Below are 19554 nucleotides of genomic sequence, written 5' to 3' on the forward strand. Positions count from 1 at the left end.
GCGGCTCGGCCGGCGGCGCGGCGCGGCGCGGCGCGGCGCGGGGGGAGGTCGGGTCAGGGCCGCGCCGCCTCGCGTCGGCCCCACGCGTCCCGTTACATCCGGAAGTGCTCGCCGAGGTAGACGCGCCGGACGCTCTCGTTCTCGATGATCTCGCGCGGGGCCCCCGCTGCGAGTACGCTGCCGTCGCTGATGATGTAGGCGTGATCGCAGATGCCAAGCGTTTCGCGCACGTTGTGGTCGGTGATGAGCACCCCGATATTGCGCTGCTTGAGGAATTTGACGATTTTCTGGATTTCGAGCACGGCGATGGGATCGACACCCGCGAACGGCTCGTCGAGCAGAATGAAACTCGGATTCGTCGCCAGCGCGCGCGCGATTTCGACGCGGCGCCGCTCGCCGCCCGACAGCGAAAGCGCCGGATTCTCGCGCAGATGCGCGATTTGCAGCTCGTCGAGCAGCGCTTCCGTGCGAGCCTCGATGGCAGACTTCGAGAGCCGCTTGCCGTTTTCATCGGTTTGCAGCTCGAGCACGGCACGGATGTTCTGCTCGACCGTCAGTTTGCGGAACACCGAGGCCTCCTGGGGAAGGTAGGAGAGTCCGAGCGCCGCGCGCTTGTGAATCGGCATGAGGCTGATCGAATTGCCGTCGAGCACGATTTCGCCGGCGTCGAGCGGCACGAGCCCGACGATCATGTAGAACGACGTCGTCTTGCCGGCGCCGTTCGGCCCGAGCAGGCCGACGACTTCGCCGCTCTTCACGTCGAGCGACACGTCCTTGACGACGGTGCGCGAGCCATAGCGTTTCCTCAGATTGCGCACGACGAGCGAGCTCGTCGCCTTGGCAGGCTCGCTCCGAGGAGTGGCGACAGCCTGTGCGGCGGTGCTGGAGAGCGTGTTCACTGCTGCGGTGTTCCTTGAATGCCGGCGGCCGGCGCGAGCGTCGCCGAAGCGCCGCCAAGCGGGGGCGGCGCGCCGTTGCGCGGCGCGAGCATGGCGCGCACGCGGCCGGTCGGGTTGCCGGGGCTCGCCACGTCCTTGCCGGCCTTGGCCGTATAGAAGTCGGTTTGCCCGTCGTAGGTGATGACGCTGCCGTGGACCGTGTCCATCACCGTCGAGAGGCCCTGCAATCGACGCACGGTCGCATTCGTCGTGAGCGTCGTCAAGTCCTGCTTGCCGTCATAGTCGATCTTCTCGGCGGTGCCGTCGATGTACTCGTCGACGCCGTCGCGTTTTTGCCGGAAATAGGCGAGATCGGTACTGCCCTTGTTCATCGTGCCCGTCGCGTATTGATACCCCTCGGGATCCTGGTGGACCGCGACGCGATCGGCTCTGATGACGATCGTGCCCTTCGTCGCGACGACGTGACCCGTAAAGATCGTGAGCTGCTTCAGGTCGTCGTACGTCATGTTGTCCGCTTCGATGTTGAGCGGCTTGTCGCGGTCCGCGCGTTCGGCGTGCGCGCGCGGCGAGAGCGTCGCGCATGCGAGCGCGGCGAGCATCGCCGCGAGAAACGCGCGCGTGCGATGTGGCCCGTGGAAAAAGGACGTTTCGTTCATGCGGTCCATACGTAAGGACGGGGTCACTTCGCCTTGGCCCCGGAAGCGTCCGATGCGGCAATGTTTCCGCGGACGTTCCCGAATAGCTGCATGACCCGGGTGACATTGTTGTAATTCATTGCGTTGGCCGTCGTGATCGACAGGCCGCGCCGCAGTTTAACCGGCTTTTCGGTCTCGATGACGTCGTCGTTGACGAGCACGCGAAAGTGCGAGGAATCGGCCTGCATTTCGGGATCGCCGTAGCCCGGCGCGCGCAGGATGCGCGCGTGGTCGTAGAGATCGACGATCGACGCGTCGGCATTCACGGTGCCGCGCTCGCCCGTGGCCGTCACGATCGGCTTGCCGGGCTGGAATGCGCGGATGGCCGGGTGCGTGAGGTCGCTGTTGTCGTCGTCCTCGTAATGGATCATCTTCGTCGCCGTGAGCCGGTACTGTGTCGCGCCCGATTGATCGAGCTCCGAAACCGAGAAGCTTTCGGCGAAATAGTCGGGCGAATGCGTCTTCGCCCGCTCGGCGCCCTCGCTCGCGGGCGGCCGCGTGGCCTGGAGCAACCAGTAGGTCCCGCCCGCGAGGGCGGTCATCGCGATTAACGAGATCAGCGAAGTGAGCCGCGTAGCGTTCATGCGCCGGGCGCTCCCAATGCAAGGGCGAGCATTTCGTCGTAGCGGTGCTGGGCCCGCAGGAGCACTTCGCAGACTTCACGGGCGGCGCCGTGGCCGCCGCGTGCTTGCGACACCCAGTGCGCGCGCGCGATGACTTCGGGATGCGAATTGGCCGGCGCGGCCGCGAAGCCGCATTGCACCATGACCCCGAGGTCGGGCCAGTCGTCGCCCATGTAGCCGCATACGTCGGGCGTGTGGCCCGTGGCGCGCAGCAGTTCCGCGAAGACGACGGCCTTGTTCGCGGCGCCTTGGTGGACATGCGAGATTTTCAGCTCCTGCGCGCGCCGCACGACGATCTCGGAGTGTCGGCCCGTGATGATCGCCGTTTCGATGCCGGCCTTGCGCAACAGGTTCAGGCCGTAGCCGTCCATGGAATTGAACGGTTTCATGTAATCGCCTTCGGCCGTGAACATGAGGCTGCCGTCGGTCAGCACTCCATCGACGTCGAAAATCATCAGCTTGACGCGGCTCGCGCGTTCGGCGGCCGTGAGCGGCGCAGCGGCCATCAGATCACCTTCTTCGAAAACAGATCGTGCATGTTGAGCGCGCCAATCAGCTTGCCCGCGTCGTCGACGACGAGCAACTGATTGATACGGTAGCGCTCCATCAACTCGACGGCCTCCACGGCGAGGTGATCGGCCACGATCGTGCGCGGCCCGCGCGTCATCACCTCGATGATCGGCAGTTCGCGAAAATCGCCCGTGCGCTCGAGCACACGGCGCAGGTCGCCGTCGGTGAAGATGCCCGTCACGCGATCGCCGTCGTCGACGATCGCCGTCATTCCCATGCGCTTCGCCGTCAATTGGAAGAGGGCGTCGCTGACGGTTGCCGTGGTCGGCACCTTCGGGAGCTGATCGCCCGTGCGCATCACGTCGCGCACGTAGGTGAGCAGCCGCCGCCCCAACGCGCCGCCCGGGTGCGAGCGTGCGAAATCGTCGGGGCCGAAGCCGCGCGCGTCGAGCACCGCGACGGCGAGCGCATCGCCGAGCGCGAGCGCCGCCGTCGTGCTGGCCGTCGGCGCAAGATTCATCGGACATGCCTCTTTCTCGACGCCCGAGTCCAGATGGACGTCCGCGAGCTTCGCGAGCGTCGATTCGGGGCGGCCCGTCATCGCGATCAGCTTGGCGCCGATGCGCTTGACGAGCGGCAGGATCTCGATGAGCTCTTCCGATTCGCCGGAATTCGAGACGGCAACGAAGACGTCGTCGGCCGTGACCATGCCGAGATCGCCGTGACTGGCTTCAGCCGGGTGGACGAAGAAGGCCGGAGTGCCGGTGCTTGCAAACGTCGCGGCGAGCTTGCGCGCGACGTGGCCCGACTTGCCGATGCCCGAGACGACGACGCGCCCTCTGCAGCCTAGCAATAGACCGACGGCGGCGACGAAGCCGCCGTCGATGCGCTCGGCGAGGGCGCGTACCGCATCGGCCTCGATGTCGAGCACGTTCCGGGCGAGCGCCACCGCCCGGTCGCCATTGATTTTCGCTATCATTCGGCGAGTATAACAAAGGCGTTTGCCGCGCCGGACGCCGCCGGGGCCGAGCTAGGCGCACGGCGGGCCGGGGCGGCGCTTTCCTTCCAACGCGCGGCGCGGCTGTCGCAGATGAGACGAACGAGGACGCTTCGCACGTGATATCCCCGCTCGAGATGACCCTGCTGCTGCTGCTCGCGTCGGTGGCAGGCGTCGTGCTGTTTCGGATTCTCAACCTGCCGCCGATGCTCGGCTACCTGTCGGTCGGCATCATCGTCGGGCCCCACGCGCTCGGCATCGCGCCGGATACCCAGCGCGCGCAGCATCTCGCCGAGTTCGGCGTCGTGTTCCTGATGTTTTCCATCGGCCTCGAATTCTCGCTCGCCAAGCTGCGCGCAATGAGAAAGCTCGTGTTCGGCCTGGGCCTGCTGCAGGTGATCGGCACGGTCGGGGTCGCGGTGCTCACGGGCGCGATCTTCGAGCGATGGGTGCATGTGACCTGGCAGGGATCGGTCGCGCTCGGCGGCGCGCTGGCGATGTCGTCGACAGCCATCGTCAGCAAGATGCTCGCCGAGCGCCTCGAGATCGAGACCGAGCACGGCCGCAACATCTTCGGCGTGCTGTTGTTCCAGGATCTCGCGGTCGTGCCCCTGCTCATCGTCATCGCCGCGTTGGGCGGCGACACGCACGATCTGCCGGCGACGCTTTCCGTGGCGGCGCTGAAAATCGTCGTCGCGCTCTCGCTCCTGCTGTTCGTCGGGCAGCGCTTCATGACGCGCTGGTTCAACGTCGTCGCGCGGCGGCGCTCGCAGGAGCTTTTCGTGCTGAACGTGCTGCTCGTCACGCTCGGCGCCGCCTTCATCACGGACAAGTTCGGCCTTTCGCTCGCGCTCGGCGCGTTCATCGCGGGCATGCTCATCGCCGAGACGCCGTATCGGCATCAGGTCGAAGAAGACATCAAGCCGTTTCGCGACGTGCTGCTCGGCCTTTTCTTCATCACCACCGGCATGCTGCTCGACCCGCGCGTGCTGCTCGCGCATCCGTTGATGGTGTTGGCGTTCCTGATCGGGCCGGTTCTGCTCAAGGTCGTCATGATCACGAGCCTCGCGCGGCTTTTCGGCGCGATGCCCGGCGTCGCGATGCGCACGGGACTCGGGCTCGCGCAAGCCGGCGAGTTCGGCTTCGTGCTCTTGAACCTGATCGAGGACAAGCATCTCGTCGATGCCACGCTGCTGCAGGCGATTCTCGCCTCGATGCTGCTCTCGATGCTCGCGGCGCCGCTCATCATTCAGAACGCCGATCGGATCGTGCTGCGGCTGTCGTCGACGGAATGGCTGCAGCAGTCGCTGCAAATGACGCGGATCGCGACGCAGAGCCTGCGTCAGCAGGCTCACGTGATCATTTGCGGCTATGGTCGCGCGGGCCAGAACCTCGCGCGCATGCTCGAGCACGAGGGACTTCCTTATGTCGCGCTCGACCTCGATCCCGATCGCGTCTCGGCCGCTGCGGCAGCGGGCGAATCGGTGGTGTTCGGCGATGCGGCCCGGCGTGAATCGCTCGTCGCCGCGGGCATTCATCGCGCCGCGGCGCTTGCGATCACCTATGCCAATACGCCGTCCGCGCTGCGCGTGCTGCACAACGTGCATGAGCTCGAGCCCGCGCTGCCCGTCATCGTGCGCACGGTCGACGACGCCGACCTCGAAAGATTGCTCGCCGCCGGCGCGACGGAAGTGATCCCCGAGATCGTCGAAGGCAGCCTGATGCTCGCGTCGCATACGCTCGTGGTGATGGGCGTGCCGATGCGGCGCGTCGTGCGCCGCGTCGAGGAGATGCGCGATGAGCGCTACAGCCTGTTGCGCGGGTATTTCCGCGGCGCCGATGATCTCGGCGACGACGACGGGCACGAGCAGGTGCGGCTACAATCGGTGCCTGTCGACGACAATGCCGAAGCCGTCGGACGCACGCTCGAGGAACTCGGGCTCGCCGGACTCGGGGTCGAGGTCACCGCGATCAGACGCCACGGCATTCGCGGTGTCGAGCCGGGGCCCGAGACGAAGCTGCGCGCCGCCGACATCGTCGTGCTGCGCGGCCAGCCCGAAGCGCTCGCGCAGGCCGAGGAACGCTTGACGAGGAGCCGCCGCGCGGGTGCCACGGCCGTTTGAGCGGCGCCGGACGTCGCCGGGCTCGCCATGTGCTCGAGCCCGTCGCCCACTCACCGTTTTTGATCGATCAGGTCCGCCAAACCGAGGGCGGACCGCCTTTGTTCGGAGAAGTCCATGCCCTACGCGCCCGCGGACACGCCGCAGGACGCCGCCGCGTTCATCAAGAGCCAGGTTCGCACGATTCCCGACTGGCCGATGGCCGGCGTGCAGTTTCGCGACATCACACCGCTCTTGCAGCGGCCGAAGACGCTGCGGGTCCTCATCGACCTTTTCATCGAGCGCTATGTCGAAGCGAAACTCGATTATGTGGCGGGCCTCGATGCGCGTGGTTTCATCATCGCGCCGATCGTCGCCTACGAGCTCAATATCGGCTTCATTCCGATCCGCAAGATCGGCAAGCTGCCGTACAAGACCGTGTCCGAATCGTATGCGCTGGAGTACGGCACGGCGACGGTCGAAATCCACGAGGACGCATGCGGCGCCGGCGATCGAGTCGTCATCCTCGACGATCTGATCGCGACGGGCGGCACGATGATGGCCGGCAAGAAGCTCCTCGAGCGGCTTGGCGCTGTCGTCGTCGAAGGCGCGGCGATCATCGATCTGCCCGATCTCGGCGGCTCCAAGCTGCTGCGCGAGAACGGGCTGCCGCTTTTTACGGTCACCGAGTTCGGCGGGCACTGAAGATGGCGCGAAGTCCACGCTCACTTCGTCCCTTGCCCGCTCGCGCGGGAGGGCGGAGATGACTCTGCCTTGCATCGTCGCGGCGCGCCGGTTCGATTCCCGCGCCCACCGTTCGTTCTGGCTCGCCGGACGCCAGGTCGGCTGGATCCGCGAGAGCGATCTGGCGCAGCTCGAGCGCTGGCCCGACGTCTTCGATATCGAGCCGGCCCGCGTCGTGCTCGCCTCGCGCTTTGACGGAACCCCCGACAGCCGGTCCTCCGCGCTCGGCGCCGTGATCGGCGCGCTGGCCGCCGCCGGCAGCATCGTCGGCTGGCGCGACGAAATCTACGCGATCCGCAATGCGTTCGACGATGAGCCGCTCGCCTACATCGAACGCGCGGCGGCGCGCTTTTTCGGCACGATGACGTATGCGGTTCACTTGAACGGCATCGTAAAATACGCGGATCGCGCGCCGCAGCTATGGATTGCGCGGCGCAGCGAGACGAAGGCGACCGATCCCGGCATGCTCGACAACGTCGTCGCGGGCGGCATCGCCTGGGGTCTCGGGATCGAGGCGACGATCGCGAAGGAATGCTGGGAAGAGGCGGGCATCGGTGTGCATCTGGCCGAGCGCGCCGCACGCGGCCGGACCGTTTATGTGCTGCAGTCGATTCCCGAAGGGACGCAAGCTGAGCAGATATTTGTCTACGATCTTCCGCTGCCTGACGATTTCACGCCTCACAACCAGGACGGCGAAGTCGGCGAGCACCGGCTCGCGCGCATCGACGAGGTGGCGCGTTGGATCGAGGAAGGCGCGTTGACGGTCGACGCGAGCCTCGCGACGCTCGATTGCATGCTGCGGCATCGATGGATCGACGAAGAGGCGTGCGCCGGCATCGAGGCGCTCTTCGCGCCGCCCGCGCCGGGCATGCCGCCGTCGATATGAAGGCGGCGCGGCTCGCCGACAGGAATCGCTAAAAAACGAAAGGAGTTTTCGCTGGTCATGTCGACCGAACACAGCTTCATCCTGAAACTGTCGTGCCCAGACCGGCCCGGCATCGTGCACGCCGTCTCGGGCTTTCTTTACGAGCGTGGCGGCAACATTCTCGACTCGGCCCAATTCGGCGACAGCCGCACCGGCGAGTTCTTCATGCGCGTACATTTTCAGCAAGTCGGCGGCGACCCGGGGCTCGACGCGCTGCGCGCGGCATTTACGCCGCTCGCCGAGCGTTTTTCGATGAGCTGGGAGGCGTATGACGCCTTGGTGAAGCCGCGCGTCGTCATTCTCGTCTCGAAGATCGGCCACTGCCTGAACGATTTGCTGTTCCGCTATCGCACGGGTCAGCTGCCGATCGAGATTCCGGCGATCATCTCGAACCACAAGGATTTCTATCAGCTCGCCGCGAGCTACGATATTCCGTTCCATCATTTTCCGCTGACGGAAGGGACGGCCGATGCGAAGGCTGCGCAGGAGGCGCGCGTCTACGAGGTCATCGAGCAAAGCCAGGCCGATCTCGTCGTGCTCGCGCGCTACATGCAGATTCTTTCGCCGACGCTTTGCGAGCGGCTGGCGGGGCGCGCGATCAACATTCACCATTCGTTCCTGCCGAGCTTCAAGGGCGCGAAGCCTTACTACCAGGCCTTCGATCGCGGCGTGAAGCTGATCGGCGCCACGGCGCACTACGTCACGACCGATCTGGACGAAGGTCCGATCATCGAGCAGGAGGTCGAGCGCGTCGATCACAGCATGACGCCGGAGCAGCTGACGGCGATCGGGCGCGACGTCGAATGCGTGACGCTCGCGCGCGCCGTCAAGTGGCATACCGAGCATCGGATCGTGCTCAACGGGACGAAGACCGTCGTTTTCCGATAAGCGACGCCAGGAAATCTCCCGCGGCACGTTCGGCCTGCCGCGGGCATTCAAACGAGCCGCAGGTAGATGAGCTCGCGCTTGATATAAGCGTAAAAGACAGGCGCGGCAATGATGCCGGCGACGCCGAATGCCGCTTCCATGATGAGCATGGCGAGCAGCAGCTCCCACACGCGCGCCTCGATCTGGCCGCCGACGATACGCGCATTCAGAAAGTATTCGAGTTTGTGAATCGCGATGAGAAAGCCGAGCGAGGCAACGGCCGTCGGCAGGTTGACCGATAGCGATATCGCGACGATGAGCGTATTCGAGACGAGGTTGCCGATGACGGGCAGGAGCCCCGCGATGAAAGTAATGAGGACGAGCGTCTTCGAGAGCGGCAGCCGCTCGTGGAAAATGGGCAGGGCGACGAGCAGATAGAGCGCGGTGAATACCGCATTGATCGCCGAGATCTTGATCTGAGCGAAGACGATACGTCTGAACGCATCGGAAAAACGCCCGACTCGCGTCGCCAGTGCCCGACCGAGCGGCAGTCGCTGCGCGTGCCGATCGGCCGTGATCGCGATCAAGGCGCCGAGGATCATGCCAATGAGCACGTGTCCGAACGCGCGCGCGACGTTTTTGCCGCCTTGCTGCAGCTGGTCCATGTGAGAATGGACGAGCATGCCGGCCTTCGCTTTCATCTGCTCGGCGTCGACGGGAAGCATCGTCGAAATCCAGTCGGGCGTGCGCAAGCGCGCCTGCTCGATCATCTGCATGACCTGCCCGAGCAGATTTTGGATGTTCGGCACGGTTTGCTCGAAGTGCTCGATCATGGCGATCGCGAGACTCGTCAATCCGCCGACGACGACTGTTGCGAGGATGACGACCGCGACGAGGCGTGCCAGGTGGCTCGACATATGCCGCTCGATCACCGGCGCGATCATATGGACGAGCTGATGCACGAGCATGCCGGCCAGCAGCGCGGCGAGCAGCTTCAGGTGCATGACGGCCCACATGCCGGCCAAGGCGGCGACGTAGCTGCAGGCTTCGACGACGGATAGCTTGGGCAGGCTCATGTCGCTCGTGAGCCGCACGGGACGCGCAGCCTTGTCCCGTGTGGCAAGTTCCTTCGGTGCTTCGTTGCGATTACCCATGACGCCTTGTGTCTCCACCCGTATTTGCGAGGCAACGCGCTTGCGCGGTGCGGCATGCGCCTCGCTCGCGGCCTTAACGCCGCTCGAGCAGCGGTGCGAGATATTTCCCTGTGAAGCTCGCCCTCGATCTCGCGATCTGCTCGGGCGTGCCTTGGGCGATGATCTGCCCGCCACCCGCGCCGCCTTCGGGGCCCAGGTCGATCACCCAGTCGGCGGTTTTGATTACATCGAGATTATGCTCGATGATGACGACTGTATTGCCGTGATCGCGAAGCCGGTGGATCACCTCGAGCAGAAGGGCGATGTCGTGGAAGTGCAGGCCGGTCGTGGGCTCATCGAGGATATAGAGCGTTCGGCCCGTATCGCGCTTCGATAGTTCGAGCGAAAGCTTGACGCGCTGGGCCTCGCCGCCCGAGAGCGTCGTGGCCGATTGCCCGAGCCGGATGTAGCCGAGGCCGACGTCGAGCAGCGTCTTCAGCTTGCGCGCGATGACGGGCACGGCGCCAAAGAACTCGTGCGCCTGCTCGACCGTCATGTCGAGCACCTCGCTGATGTTCTTGCCTTTGTAGTGAACCTCGAGCGTCTCGCGGTTGTAACGCTTGCCGTGGCAGACGTCGCAAGGCACATAGACATCGGGCAGAAAGTGCATCTCCACTTTCAGCACGCCGTCGCCCTGGCAGGCTTCGCAGCGGCCGCCTTTGACGTTGAACGAGAAGCGCCCCGGATCGTAGCCGCGCTCCTTGGCGGCCGGCACGCCGGCGAAAAGCTCGCGGATCGGCGTGAACACACCCGTGTAGGTGGCCGGATTCGAGCGCGGCGTGCGGCCGATCGGCGATTGATCGACGTTGATGACCTTATCGAAGTGCTCGAGACCCTCGATCGATTCGTAAGGCGCGGGTTCAGTCGACGATCCGTACAGATGTTGCGCGACCGCGTTATAGAGCGTGTCGTTGATGAGCGTCGACTTGCCCGAGCCCGAGACGCCCGTCACGCAGGTCAGAAGGCCCACCGGCAGATCGAGCGTGACGCGCTTCAGATTGTTGCCGTGCGCTTCGACGATGCGCAGGTGGCGCTCGTCGGGGTCTTTGCGCTCGTCCGGAAACTCGATCCGGCGTGTGCCCGAGAGGTATTGACCCGTCATCGACGCCGGATCGCCCTCGACCTGCACCGGCGTGCCCTGCGCGATGATCATGCCGCCATGCTCGCCGGCGCCCGGGCCCATGTCGACGATATAGTCGGCCATGCGGATCATGTCCTCGTCGTGCTCGACGACGACGACCGAGTTGCCGAGGTCGCGCAGGTGCTTGAGCGTCGCGATGAGGCGATCGTTGTCGCGCTGATGGAGGCCGATCGACGGCTCGTCGAGCACGTACATGACGCCCGTGAGCCCCGAGCCGATCTGCGAGGCGAGGCGGATGCGCTGGGCTTCACCTCCCGAGAGCGTGTCTGCGCTGCGCTCGAGCGAAAGATAATCGAGCCCGACGTTGTTGAGGAACATGAGCCGCGCGACGATTTCCTTCACGACCTTCTCGCCGATTTCGCGCTTTGCGCCGTCGAGCTTGAGCGTCTGGAAGTAGCCCAGCGTGTCGCGCAGCGGCCAGCCGCTCACCTCATAGATGGCGCGCGCGTCGCCATTCGCGCCGAGCCGCACGAAGCGCGCCTCGCGGCGCAACCGTGAGCCGTCGCACGACGGGCAGGGCTGATTGTTCTGGTACTTCGCGAGCTCCTCGCGCACGGCGGCCGAATCGGTCTCGCGATAGCGCCGCTCGAGATTCGGGACGATGCCCTCGAACACGTGCTCGCGCACCGTCGCGCGGCCGCGCTCGTTGATATAGGAAAACGGGATCGTCTCCTTGCCCGACCCGAAGAGAATCAGCTTCTTGATTTTTTCGGGAAGGTCCTCGAACGGCGTATCGATGTCGAACTCGTAGTAGGCCGCGAGGCTTTGCAGCATCTGGAAATAGAACTGGTTGCGCCGGTCCCATCCCTTGACCACGCCTGCCGCGAGCGAAATCGACGGATAGGCGACGACGCGCTTCGGATCGAAGAACGTGATCTGTCCGAGCCCGTCGCAATCGGGGCACGCGCCCATCGGGTTATTGAACGAGAAAAGGCGCGGCTCGAGCTCCGGCAGCGAATAGGCGCAGATCGGGCAGGCGAATTTCGAGCTGAATACATGCTCTTGGCCGGCATCCATCTCGAGCGCGACCGCCCGGCCGTCGGCGAGCCGCAGCGCCGTCTCGAACGATTCGGCGAGACGCTGCTTGATGTCGGGGCGCACCTTCAGGCGATCGACGACGACATCGATCGTATGCTTGTCGTTCTTCTTGAGCTTCGGCAGCGAATCGACATCGTAGATCTGCGCTTCACCCTCGTTGGCGGTGCCGCCGCCCGAGCGGATGCGAAAGCGGATGAAGCCCTGCGCCTGCATCTGCTCGAAGAGCTCCGCATGCTCGCCCTTGCGATTGGCGACGACGGGCGCGAGGATCATCAGCTTCGTGTCCTCGGGCAGCGCGAGGACGGTGTCGACCATCTGCGAGACGCTTTGCGCTTCGAGCGCAATGCCGTGATCCGGGCAGTAGGGCGTGCCGACGCGGGCGTAGAGCAGGCGCAGGTAGTCGTGAATTTCGGTGACGGTGCCGACCGTCGAGCGCGGGTTGTGCGAGGTCGCCTTCTGCTCGATCGAGATGGCGGGCGAGAGCCCCTCGATCAGGTCGACATCGGGTTTCTCCATCAGCTGCAGGAATTGGCGCGCGTACGCGGAGAGGCTCTCGACATAGCGGCGCTGCCCCTCGGCGTAGAGCGTATCGAAGGCGAGCGACGATTTGCCCGATCCGGAGAGCCCGGTGATGACGATGAGCTTGTGACGCGGCAGGTCGAGATTGACGTTTTTCAGGTTGTGGGTGCGAGCCCCACGGATGCGAATCTGTTCCATACCTGAGCGAGGAGGAGGCGGACCAAACCTGCTACTATAACGACTTTTGCAGACAGCCGTTACGGCGTCCTTACAGCGCCTCCGCTGGGACGGCCTGGCGCCCCGAGGAAATCCCGTTGAGGGAAGGTCCCCTCGGCGGACGGGACGCGGCGTGAACCAGACGTCGAACGGCGTCGCCACCGCTACCGATCCGCTCCCCTGATGTCGAACGCTTCCGTCACTTCCTCACGCATGAGCGCGCCCGAGTTGCGCGCGACCGTGTCGCTCGCGGGCATCTTCGCGCTGCGCATGCTCGGTCTGTTCATGATCATGCCGGTGTTCTCCATCTACGCGAAGACGATTCCCGGCGGCGACAACGTGCTGCTGGTCGGCATTGCGCTCGGCGCATACGGCGTCACCCAGTCGATGCTCTACATCTTTTACGGGTGGGCATCGGACAAGCTGGGCCGCAAGCCTGTGATCGCCGTGGGGCTCGCGGTTTTTGCGCTGGGAAGCTTCGTTGCGGCCATTGGGCACTCGATGGCCTGGATCATCGCCGGGCGCGTAATTCAAGGGATGGGCGCCGTTTCATCGGCCGTCATCGCGTTCATCGCGGATCTGACGGCCGAGGAGCACCGGACGAAGGCGATGGCGATGATCGGCGGCAGCGTCGGCATTTCCTTCGCGGTGGCCATCGTCGGCGCGCCTATCGTCTTCCATTGGATCGGCATGAACGGGCTGTTCGCGCTCGTCGGCGTGCTGTCGCTCGTCGCCGTCGGCGTCGTGCTCTGGATCGTGCCCAACGCGCCAAAGCCGGTGCACGTGCCGGCGCCCTTTGCCGAGGTGCTTCACAACGTGGAGCTCTTGCGCCTGAACTTCGGTGTGCTCGTGCTTCACGCGACGCAAACGGCGCTCTTTCTCGTCGTGCCGCGGATTCTCGAGGCAGGCGGCTTGCCCGTCGCCTCGCACTGGATGGTGTACCTGCCCGTGATGGGGCTTTCGTTCGTGATGATGGTGCCCGCGATCATTGCCGCGGAAAAGCGCGGCAAGATGAAGCCGGTGCTGCTCGGTGCCATTGTGCTTATCCTGATCGGCCAATTGTTGCTCGGCGCGGCACCGCATACCATCTTGTCCGTGGCGGCGATTCTGTTCGTCTACTTCCTCGGTTTCAATATCCTGGAAGCGTCGCAGCCTTCGCTCGTTTCGAAACTTGCGCCCGGCACGAGAAAGGGCGCGGCGGCCGGCGTCTATAACACGACGCAGTCCGTCGGGCTCGCGTTGGGCGGTGTGATCGGCGGCTGGCTGCTGAAATCGGTCGGGCAGAATGCGGTGTTTTTCGCGTGCTCGGGGCTCGTTTTCGGGTGGCTTATAATCGCCGCGAATATGAAGCCGCCGCCGCGCAAGGCGTGAACGGGAGCCGGCAGCCGGTGAGGGTGGTTCGAGGCAAGATGGCCTTCAGGACACAACCGGCGCGGGATCGGGGCGGCTGCTTTTCGCGCTGATTCCTGTTCCTGTCCACACGAACGGCGTCGCCGCACAATAGCGCTATGCATGGGGCCGGAGTCGCTGCTTGCGCGACTCTCTCGGGCAACACGGAATCAACTGGAGAAACATATGGCATCCGTCAACAAGGTCATTCTCGTCGGTAACCTCGGTGCCGATCCTGAAGTGCGTTACCTGCCGAGCGGGGACGCCATTGCGAACATTCGTCTCGCGACGACCGACCGCTACAAGGACAAGACGACCGGTGAAATGAAGGAAGCCACCGAGTGGCATCGCGTCGCGTTTTTCGGGCGGCTTGCCGAGATCGTCAACGAGTATCTGAAGAAGGGCTCGTCGGTTTATATCGAAGGGCGCATTCGCACGCGCAAGTGGCAGGGCCAGGACGGTCAGGACCGCTATTCGACTGAAATCGTCGCGGATCAGATGCAGATGCTCGGCGGCCGTGGCGGTTCGGGCGGCGGTGGCGGCATGGGTGATGAAGGCGGTGGATATGGCCGTGAGCCGGCCGAACGAGGGGGTAGGCCAGCGGGCGGTGGCGCGGCGCGCAGCGGCGGCGGCAGCGGCAGCGCGGGCGGTGGCCGGCCCAGCGCGCCGGCCGGTGGCGGGCTCGACGAGATGGATGACGATATTCCCTTCTAGAGGTAGCTTCATCCACTGGTGTCAGCGCGGCCCCGAGTTTCTCATTCGAATCGACGATTCGGTGAGATTCTCGGGGCCGCTTGTGTTGTGCTGAGGTTTCTTTCGAGCGGGCGGGCGAGGTACCAGAATTCCAGTGATTAGAAGTCCCTAGCGGGTAAATCTTCGCGTGCTCACAGCCAGTCATCGAGCAACGGCATCCAGGGTGTTGTTGAATGGACAACGAATGTTGTCTTATCTACAACGCCGACAGTGCGCGATTGGGTAGTCGCTGATTCGGTGCAGACGGATCCGACGCTTTCAGCCTATCTCGACGAACGTTTTCAGGTGTGCTCCCCGAACGCACACCGCGCCCGTTACTTGCCGAAAAGCTGCGCCGTGTATTTTTCCGATATCGCCCCACTGTGCTTGCCATCCGCACCGTAGAAGCGATTTTCGCGGCAAAGACGTTCCTTGACGTCGCAGAAGATCCCGTTGGCGAAGGTGAATTCCGTCTGGCTGAATTCGCCTTGTGAAAAAAGCCTTGCCGCAGCCTTCTTTCCCAGATACCGAGACGTCAACTCGCGAGAGACGCCCTTGTCGTTCGCGCACATATATCGATCACAGAGGACGCCGGAAGCAGGTGAGCGAACACTGGCGTTTTGCCCGGCTTCGGCGGCGCTTAATGTCAGCGCAAGCAACAGCGCCGGGCAAATGAGCCGGACAGGGCCGCGAGTGAAAGTGATTAGGTCCATTTGAAGAGCCCGGAAAAGTCAGTCGACATCAACGCGATCTTACTCTCACGCCTATGGAGCCCTTTCTTCGGCACGCCGATTGCAGATAGCGGGATGCAAGGCAAGGAGATAGCGATGGCGGATGCGATCGGAGAACCTGGGTCGTTTCTGGCAACGTGGCGCGGGACAGGCGCCTCGATCGCGCTCGCGATCGTTGCGTGCGCGAGCGCGTTAGCCCTCGGCGGTTGCAATTCCATCTATACCGAGAGCGCCAATGCGGGTGCGGGTATCGCCGGGGCCGCCGCGGCATCGAAGGTAACGCGCAACGCCGCGGTCGCGACGGGCATCGGTCTCGGCGCGGTGGCCGCGGCTCGCGCAGGAGTCGCGTATACGCAGCGCGTCGCGCACAACGCAACACAAGATCGCATCGCTGAAGCAGCAGGGCCGCTCGACGTCGGCGCAGTGGCCTCCTGGTCGGTTTCGCACAAGATTCCAATCGAGCCCAACCAACATGGACGCGTGACCGTCAGCCGCGTCATCAGCACGGGTGCTCTCGACTGCAAGGAGATCGTTTTTTCGGTCGATCGGCCGGTCGACAAGCGCTCGGCCGGTGCTGCAAATGCTGCAAGCGCCGCCAGTGCGGTAAAAGTCAGTGAGTCGCCGGCCCAAAACGAGTTCTATGTCGCATCGATATGCCGCGACGGCGCCAAGTGGAAATGGGCGTCCGCCGAGCCCGCGACGAGCCGATGGGGTCCGATGCAATGAACGCACGCTATCTCGCCGGGGTCGCCGCGATCGCTGGCGTGTTTTGGATGATCGTCGGAACAGGTTGCCAGTCGATTGGCGCCGCAAGTGGCGCCGCGGCCGGCGTGGCGACCGGGGCCGCGACGACGAACCCTGCGATCGGAATCGGTGTTGGCATTGCGGTGGAGGCGGCAACGGATGAAGCGGTCAGGCGTACGACGCGCCATCTGCACCAGGATCAGCAGGATGCGATCGCGGCCGTCGTCGGCGCGCTGCCCGTCGATGAAAGCGGGGCGTGGCGTGTCAAGCATTGGCTACCGATCGAGAACGGGCGCGGACGCGTGCGCGTGACGCGCGCATTCGCGACCCCGCTCGCCCTTTGCAAGGACTTCGTGTTCTCCGTCGCGCATGGCGACGGTCCGGACGCACACGAGGATTGGTATACGGCAAGCGCTTGTCAGCAAGGGACGCGATGGAAGTGGGCCGATGCCGAGCCGGCGGTGGCGCGGTGGGGCAACTTGGAGCAGCAGTAGGTACGCCGCATGGGTGCGTGCCGCGTTCGCCCATTTTCAGGCGCCCAAGTCATGCCTCTGGTGAAGGCTGCGTTCGCGTTCGAAGCGTCGACGGGCGCGAGGGGCGCCGCGCCAGTGCCGCCTTAGACCTAGAAGAGTTCAGGTGGTCTGCGATCGACGAATTCGCGCGGAGCCGACTCGGGCAGTGTAAAGGCGACATGTGGTAAATCGTCGAGCAACCCATCGAACTGCGCGTCGGCCTCGCTCGTAAAGAGGCCATCGAGGTAGTCGAAGCTCAACATCGGCACCAGGGCTCGAAGCGCGGCCTCGGCTCCAGCCTGCGGGCCGCTGTCGATGCCGTCCACGTCGAGGCGGATCGTGCACGCGCCTCCTTCGCTGCAGTCGATCGCACCAAGGTCGATCAATTTACCCGCCGCGTTTTGCGCGAGCACGCGCGTTCCGGTTGCGAATAGTCGGAACGGCCGGTCGAATTGCGGCAAGTCCGTCTGCGGTCGCGTCCCCATCGTTTTCTCCCGATCGCCATCGTATTTCTCTTGCGCCGCAACTCGCGTGCCGGCGCGCCAGGCATCCGAGATCTGCGTGGACGTCAAATCGTCTGCACGATTTCGCCATATGACGATCCGGCAAGAGCAAAGCTGAAAACAATCGTTCTCATCGCATCGCGCCTTTCCTAGACTGTCGGTTCCCGTAGCGGTAGCGCCGCTCGATCCCCTTTCTCTTGAAACCGAACAGTTTTGTGCCAAAGGCGCTCAACCAGCGTCGTGGAGAAGTCATGTCTTGGAAGAACAACGAGCTTCATCAACCCGCACGCCGTCGCTGGCTCAAGGTAGCCGCCGCGAGCGGCGCCGCGCTGGCGGGCGGCGCGCTCGGCGCCGGATACCCGCAGTGGGCGCTGGCACAAGGCGCGGCTGCCAAGACCTTGCGTATCGGCTATCAGAAGTACGGCTCGCTCGTGCTCGTGAAGGCACGCGGCACGCTCGAGAAGCGTCTCGCGAGCCAAGGTGTCACGGTTTCGTGGCTCGAGTTTCCCGCGGGCCCGCAACTGCTCGAAGGACTGAACGCAGGAGCCGTCGATTTCGGCACGGTCGGGGAAACGCCTCCCATCTTCGCGCAGGCCGCCGGCGTCGATTTCGTTTATGTCGCGAATGAGCCGCCGTCGCCTGCCGCGGAAGCGATCGTCGTGCCGCACGACTCGCCGATCAAGTCCGTCGCGGATCTGCGCGGCAAGAAGGTTGCGCTCAATAGGGGATCGAATGTCCACTACCTTCTGGTGCGGGCGTTGAGACACGCCGGCCTTCAGTACGCCGACATTCAGCCTGCTTACCTCGCGCCGGCCGACGCGCGCGCCGCGTTCACGCAAGGCAGCGTCGACGCATGGGTAATCTGGGATCCCTACTTCGCCGCGATCGAGAAGCAAACCGGCGCGCGCATTCTCGCCGACGGCACCGGTCTCGTCGACAACACGCAGTTCTATCTGGCGTCGAAGCGCTTCGCATCGAGCGCGCCGCAGCTCGTGCGCGCGACGCTCGAGGAGCTGGCGAGCGCGGACGCCTGGGCAAAGGCGAACCCGGCCGCGGTTGCCGCCCAGCTCGCGCCGCTCGTCGGCCTCGAGCCGGCCATCGTCGAAGTCGCGGCGCGCCGCTCGTCGTATGGCGCCCGTCCGGTCTCGGCAAACGTGCTGGCATCACAGCAAACGATCGCCGATACGTTCAGCGAGCTCAGGCTCATTCCGAAACAAATCGCCGTCAAAGACGCGCAGTGGCTTGCCTGAGAGAGCGGAGAGAAGCGCATGAAGGTTTTCTGGTTCATCCCGCTGCACGGCGATTCGCGCTATCTCGGCACGTCCGAAGGCGCGCGCGCCGCCACCTATGACTATTTCCAGCAGATTGCCGTGGCAGCCGACACGCTCGGCTACGAAGGCGTGCTGCTACCGACGGGCCGTTCCTGCGAGGACGCATGGGTCGTCGCATCGAGCCTCATCGCGGCAACGCGTCGACTCAAGTTTCTCGTCGCCATTCGGCCGGGGCTCAGCTCACCCGGCCTCTCGGCCCGGATGGCGGCGACGTTCGACCGGCTTTCGAAGGGCCGGCTTCTCATCAACGTCGTGACGGGCGGCAGCCCCGTGGAGCTGGAAGGCGATGGCTTCTTCGCCGATCACGACGTTCGCTATGAAATCACCGACGAGTTTCTGTCGATTTGGCGCGACCACTTCAGGACAGCCCATGACGGCGGGTCGGTCGACTTCGAGGGGCGCCATCTGAGCTCGCGAGGCGGCAAGCTGCTCTACCCGTCGTTCCAGCGGCCGCATCCGCCATTGTGGTTTGGCGGATCGTCGGAAGCTGCCCAGGCGATCGTGGCCGATCATATCGATACGTATTTGACTTGGGGCGAGCCGCCGGACGCGGTGGCCAAGAAGATCGCCAGCGTGCGCGCGAAGGCCGAGCGCAAGGGGCGCAAGGTCAAGTTCGGGATCCGGCTCCATGTCATCGTGCGTGAAAGCGAGGACGAAGCATGGGCCGAGGCGGACCGGCTCATCAGCCGCGTCGACGACGAAACCGCCGCGAAAGCGCAAGCCGACTTCGCCAAGATGGATTCGGAAGGGCAGCGCCGCATGGCTGCATTGCATGGCGGCAAGGGCCGCACACGGGCTGAGCTCGAGATCTATCCGAACCTCTGGGCCGGCATCGGACTCGTGCGGACGGGGGCCGGCACCGCGCTCGTGGGCACTCCGGAGCAGGTCGTGGCGCGCATGACCGAGTATGCCGAGCTCGGCATCGACACGTTCATTCTCTCCGGCTATCCGCACCTCGAAGAAGCCTATCGCTTCGCCGAACTCGTCTTTCCAAGACTACCGCAGCGGGTGCGCGAGAACCTGGGGTCGGCGCTGCCAGGGCCTTTCGGCGAAATCGTCGGCGTGACGCACTTGCCGAAAGCAGCGCACGGCTGAGTGGAACCTGCTCGGACGCGGGTGACGTAATCGTTCGCACTACGAAATTAT

General features: G+C 64.6%; 19 protein-coding genes. 10 read left to right on the plus strand and 9 right to left on the minus strand.

Annotation, left to right across the window (positions count from 1 at the left end; all coding sequences use genetic code 11):
• Window positions 1–92: 92 nt before the first annotated feature.
• The 5 genes from lptB to kdsD are packed head-to-tail and all read right to left on the minus strand — an operon-like array spanning window position 93 to window position 3706.
• On the minus strand, window positions 93–899 hold the full coding sequence (gene lptB, locus B0G57_RS12350) for an LPS export ABC transporter ATP-binding protein (protein ID WP_018443660.1): 807 nt from the start codon (window positions 897–899) through the stop codon (window positions 93–95).
• Window positions 896–1555, minus strand: a complete 660-nt coding sequence (lptA, locus tag B0G57_RS12355; RefSeq protein WP_026230226.1) for a lipopolysaccharide transport periplasmic protein LptA — start codon at window positions 1553–1555, stop codon at window positions 896–898. Before lptA ends, lptB begins: the two co-directional genes overlap by 4 nt.
• 23 nt (window positions 1556–1578) lie before the next feature.
• On the minus strand, window positions 1579–2178 hold the full coding sequence (gene lptC, locus B0G57_RS12360; protein ID WP_018443662.1) for an LPS export ABC transporter periplasmic protein LptC: 600 nt from the start codon (window positions 2176–2178) through the stop codon (window positions 1579–1581).
• Complete coding sequence (locus tag B0G57_RS12365; protein WP_018443663.1) at window positions 2175–2723, minus strand: KdsC family phosphatase; 549 nt, start codon at window positions 2721–2723, stop codon at window positions 2175–2177. The genes lptC and B0G57_RS12365 overlap by 4 nt, the downstream gene beginning before the upstream one ends.
• The gene (kdsD, locus tag B0G57_RS12370) at window positions 2723–3706 is read right to left on the minus strand and encodes an arabinose 5-phosphate isomerase KdsD (protein ID WP_018443664.1); all 984 of its coding nucleotides are present in this window, start codon (window positions 3704–3706) and stop codon (window positions 2723–2725) included. The genes B0G57_RS12365 and kdsD overlap by 1 nt, the downstream gene beginning before the upstream one ends.
• A 137-nt stretch (window positions 3707–3843) precedes the next feature.
• Between kdsD and B0G57_RS12375 the strand changes: the two genes are divergently transcribed.
• From B0G57_RS12375 to purU, 4 genes are all read left to right on the plus strand, one after another.
• Window positions 3844–5847, plus strand: coding sequence for a monovalent cation:proton antiporter family protein (locus B0G57_RS12375; protein WP_026230227.1), 2004 nt, complete (start codon window positions 3844–3846; stop codon window positions 5845–5847).
• A gap of 114 nt (window positions 5848–5961) precedes the next feature.
• Window positions 5962–6528: an adenine phosphoribosyltransferase gene (locus B0G57_RS12380; protein ID WP_018443666.1), complete on the plus strand. Its 567-nt coding sequence runs from the start codon at window positions 5962–5964 to the stop codon at window positions 6526–6528.
• A gap of 58 nt (window positions 6529–6586) precedes the next feature.
• The gene (locus tag B0G57_RS12385; protein WP_018443667.1) at window positions 6587–7453 is read left to right on the plus strand and encodes an NUDIX hydrolase; all 867 of its coding nucleotides are present in this window, start codon (window positions 6587–6589) and stop codon (window positions 7451–7453) included.
• A gap of 57 nt (window positions 7454–7510) precedes the next feature.
• Window positions 7511–8380 carry a formyltetrahydrofolate deformylase gene (purU, locus tag B0G57_RS12390; RefSeq protein ID WP_018443668.1) on the plus strand — a complete coding sequence of 290 codons (870 nt, stop codon included), beginning with the start codon at window positions 7511–7513 and terminating at the stop codon, window positions 8378–8380.
• A gap of 47 nt (window positions 8381–8427) precedes the next feature.
• On the opposite strand, the gene B0G57_RS12395 is transcribed toward purU, so the two are convergent.
• The gene (locus B0G57_RS12395; protein ID WP_018443669.1) at window positions 8428–9513 is read right to left on the minus strand and encodes an AI-2E family transporter; all 1086 of its coding nucleotides are present in this window, start codon (window positions 9511–9513) and stop codon (window positions 8428–8430) included.
• Window positions 9514–9586: 73 nt separating this feature from the next.
• Entirely contained in the window at window positions 9587–12448 is a 2862-nt protein-coding gene (gene uvrA / locus B0G57_RS12400; RefSeq protein ID WP_018443670.1) for an excinuclease ABC subunit UvrA, read from the minus strand.
• A gap of 201 nt (window positions 12449–12649) precedes the next feature.
• On the opposite strand from uvrA, the gene B0G57_RS12405 reads away from it, so the two are divergent.
• The gene (locus B0G57_RS12405; protein ID WP_223258655.1) at window positions 12650–13837 is read left to right on the plus strand and encodes an MFS transporter; all 1188 of its coding nucleotides are present in this window, start codon (window positions 12650–12652) and stop codon (window positions 13835–13837) included.
• Between the two features lie 204 nt (window positions 13838–14041).
• Complete coding sequence (locus B0G57_RS12410) at window positions 14042–14569, plus strand: single-stranded DNA-binding protein (RefSeq protein WP_018443672.1); 528 nt, start codon at window positions 14042–14044, stop codon at window positions 14567–14569.
• 353 nt (window positions 14570–14922) lie between these two features.
• Here the strand turns inward: B0G57_RS12410 and B0G57_RS12415 are convergent, their stop codons facing one another.
• Window positions 14923–15300: a YcgJ family protein gene (locus tag B0G57_RS12415; protein WP_051090129.1), complete on the minus strand. Its 378-nt coding sequence runs from the start codon at window positions 15298–15300 to the stop codon at window positions 14923–14925.
• Between the two features lie 114 nt (window positions 15301–15414).
• Between B0G57_RS12415 and B0G57_RS12420 the strand changes: the two genes are divergently transcribed.
• On the plus strand, window positions 15415–16044 hold the full coding sequence (locus tag B0G57_RS12420; RefSeq protein ID WP_223258654.1) for a hypothetical protein: 630 nt from the start codon (window positions 15415–15417) through the stop codon (window positions 16042–16044).
• Window positions 16041–16556, plus strand: a complete 516-nt coding sequence (locus tag B0G57_RS12425) for a hypothetical protein (protein ID WP_026230230.1) — start codon at window positions 16041–16043, stop codon at window positions 16554–16556. The genes B0G57_RS12420 and B0G57_RS12425 overlap by 4 nt, the downstream gene beginning before the upstream one ends.
• Before the next feature lie 128 nt (window positions 16557–16684).
• Here B0G57_RS12425 and B0G57_RS12430 read toward each other — a convergent pair whose 3' ends face one another.
• Window positions 16685–17059, minus strand: a complete 375-nt coding sequence (locus B0G57_RS12430) for a hypothetical protein (protein ID WP_051090134.1) — start codon at window positions 17057–17059, stop codon at window positions 16685–16687.
• 269 nt (window positions 17060–17328) lie between these two features.
• Between B0G57_RS12430 and B0G57_RS12435 the strand changes: the two genes are divergently transcribed.
• Complete coding sequence (locus B0G57_RS12435; RefSeq protein ID WP_018443677.1) at window positions 17329–18327, plus strand: sulfonate ABC transporter substrate-binding protein; 999 nt, start codon at window positions 17329–17331, stop codon at window positions 18325–18327.
• Between the two features lie 18 nt (window positions 18328–18345).
• Entirely contained in the window at window positions 18346–19503 is a 1158-nt protein-coding gene (gene ssuD / locus B0G57_RS12440; RefSeq protein ID WP_018443678.1) for an FMNH2-dependent alkanesulfonate monooxygenase, read from the plus strand.
• The last annotated feature ends 51 nt before the right edge of the window (window positions 19504–19554 follow it).

This window comes from Trinickia symbiotica, assembly GCF_002934455.1.
GTDB classification, from domain to species: Bacteria; Pseudomonadota; Gammaproteobacteria; order Burkholderiales; family Burkholderiaceae; genus Trinickia; species Trinickia symbiotica.

Coding starts and splice junctions, on each gene's coding strand:
- purU (WP_018443668.1), top strand. CDS start 7,511: ATGTCGACCGAACACAGCTTCATCCTGAAACTGTCGTGCCCAGACCGG.
- B0G57_RS12410 (WP_018443672.1), top strand. CDS start 14,042: ATGGCATCCGTCAACAAGGTCATTCTCGTCGGTAACCTCGGTGCCGAT.
- B0G57_RS12425 (WP_026230230.1), top strand. CDS start 16,041: ATGAACGCACGCTATCTCGCCGGGGTCGCCGCGATCGCTGGCGTGTTT.
- lptA (WP_026230226.1), bottom strand. CDS start 1,555: ATGAACGAAACGTCCTTTTTCCACGGGCCACATCGCACGCGCGCGTTT.
- B0G57_RS12430 (WP_051090134.1), bottom strand. CDS start 17,059: ATGGGGACGCGACCGCAGACGGACTTGCCGCAATTCGACCGGCCGTTC.
- B0G57_RS12405 (WP_223258655.1), top strand. CDS start 12,650: ATGTCGAACGCTTCCGTCACTTCCTCACGCATGAGCGCGCCCGAGTTG.
- B0G57_RS12365 (WP_018443663.1), bottom strand. CDS start 2,723: ATGGCCGCTGCGCCGCTCACGGCCGCCGAACGCGCGAGCCGCGTCAAG.
- B0G57_RS12435 (WP_018443677.1), top strand. CDS start 17,329: ATGTCTTGGAAGAACAACGAGCTTCATCAACCCGCACGCCGTCGCTGG.
- B0G57_RS12385 (WP_018443667.1), top strand. CDS start 6,587: ATGACTCTGCCTTGCATCGTCGCGGCGCGCCGGTTCGATTCCCGCGCC.
- kdsD (WP_018443664.1), bottom strand. CDS start 3,706: ATGATAGCGAAAATCAATGGCGACCGGGCGGTGGCGCTCGCCCGGAAC.
- B0G57_RS12380 (WP_018443666.1), top strand. CDS start 5,962: ATGCCCTACGCGCCCGCGGACACGCCGCAGGACGCCGCCGCGTTCATC.
- lptC (WP_018443662.1), bottom strand. CDS start 2,178: ATGAACGCTACGCGGCTCACTTCGCTGATCTCGTTAATCGCGATGACC.
- ssuD (WP_018443678.1), top strand. CDS start 18,346: ATGAAGGTTTTCTGGTTCATCCCGCTGCACGGCGATTCGCGCTATCTC.
- uvrA (WP_018443670.1), bottom strand. CDS start 12,448: ATGGAACAGATTCGCATCCGTGGGGCTCGCACCCACAACCTGAAAAAC.
- B0G57_RS12420 (WP_223258654.1), top strand. CDS start 15,415: ATGGCGGATGCGATCGGAGAACCTGGGTCGTTTCTGGCAACGTGGCGC.
- B0G57_RS12415 (WP_051090129.1), bottom strand. CDS start 15,300: ATGGACCTAATCACTTTCACTCGCGGCCCTGTCCGGCTCATTTGCCCG.
- B0G57_RS12395 (WP_018443669.1), bottom strand. CDS start 9,513: ATGGGTAATCGCAACGAAGCACCGAAGGAACTTGCCACACGGGACAAG.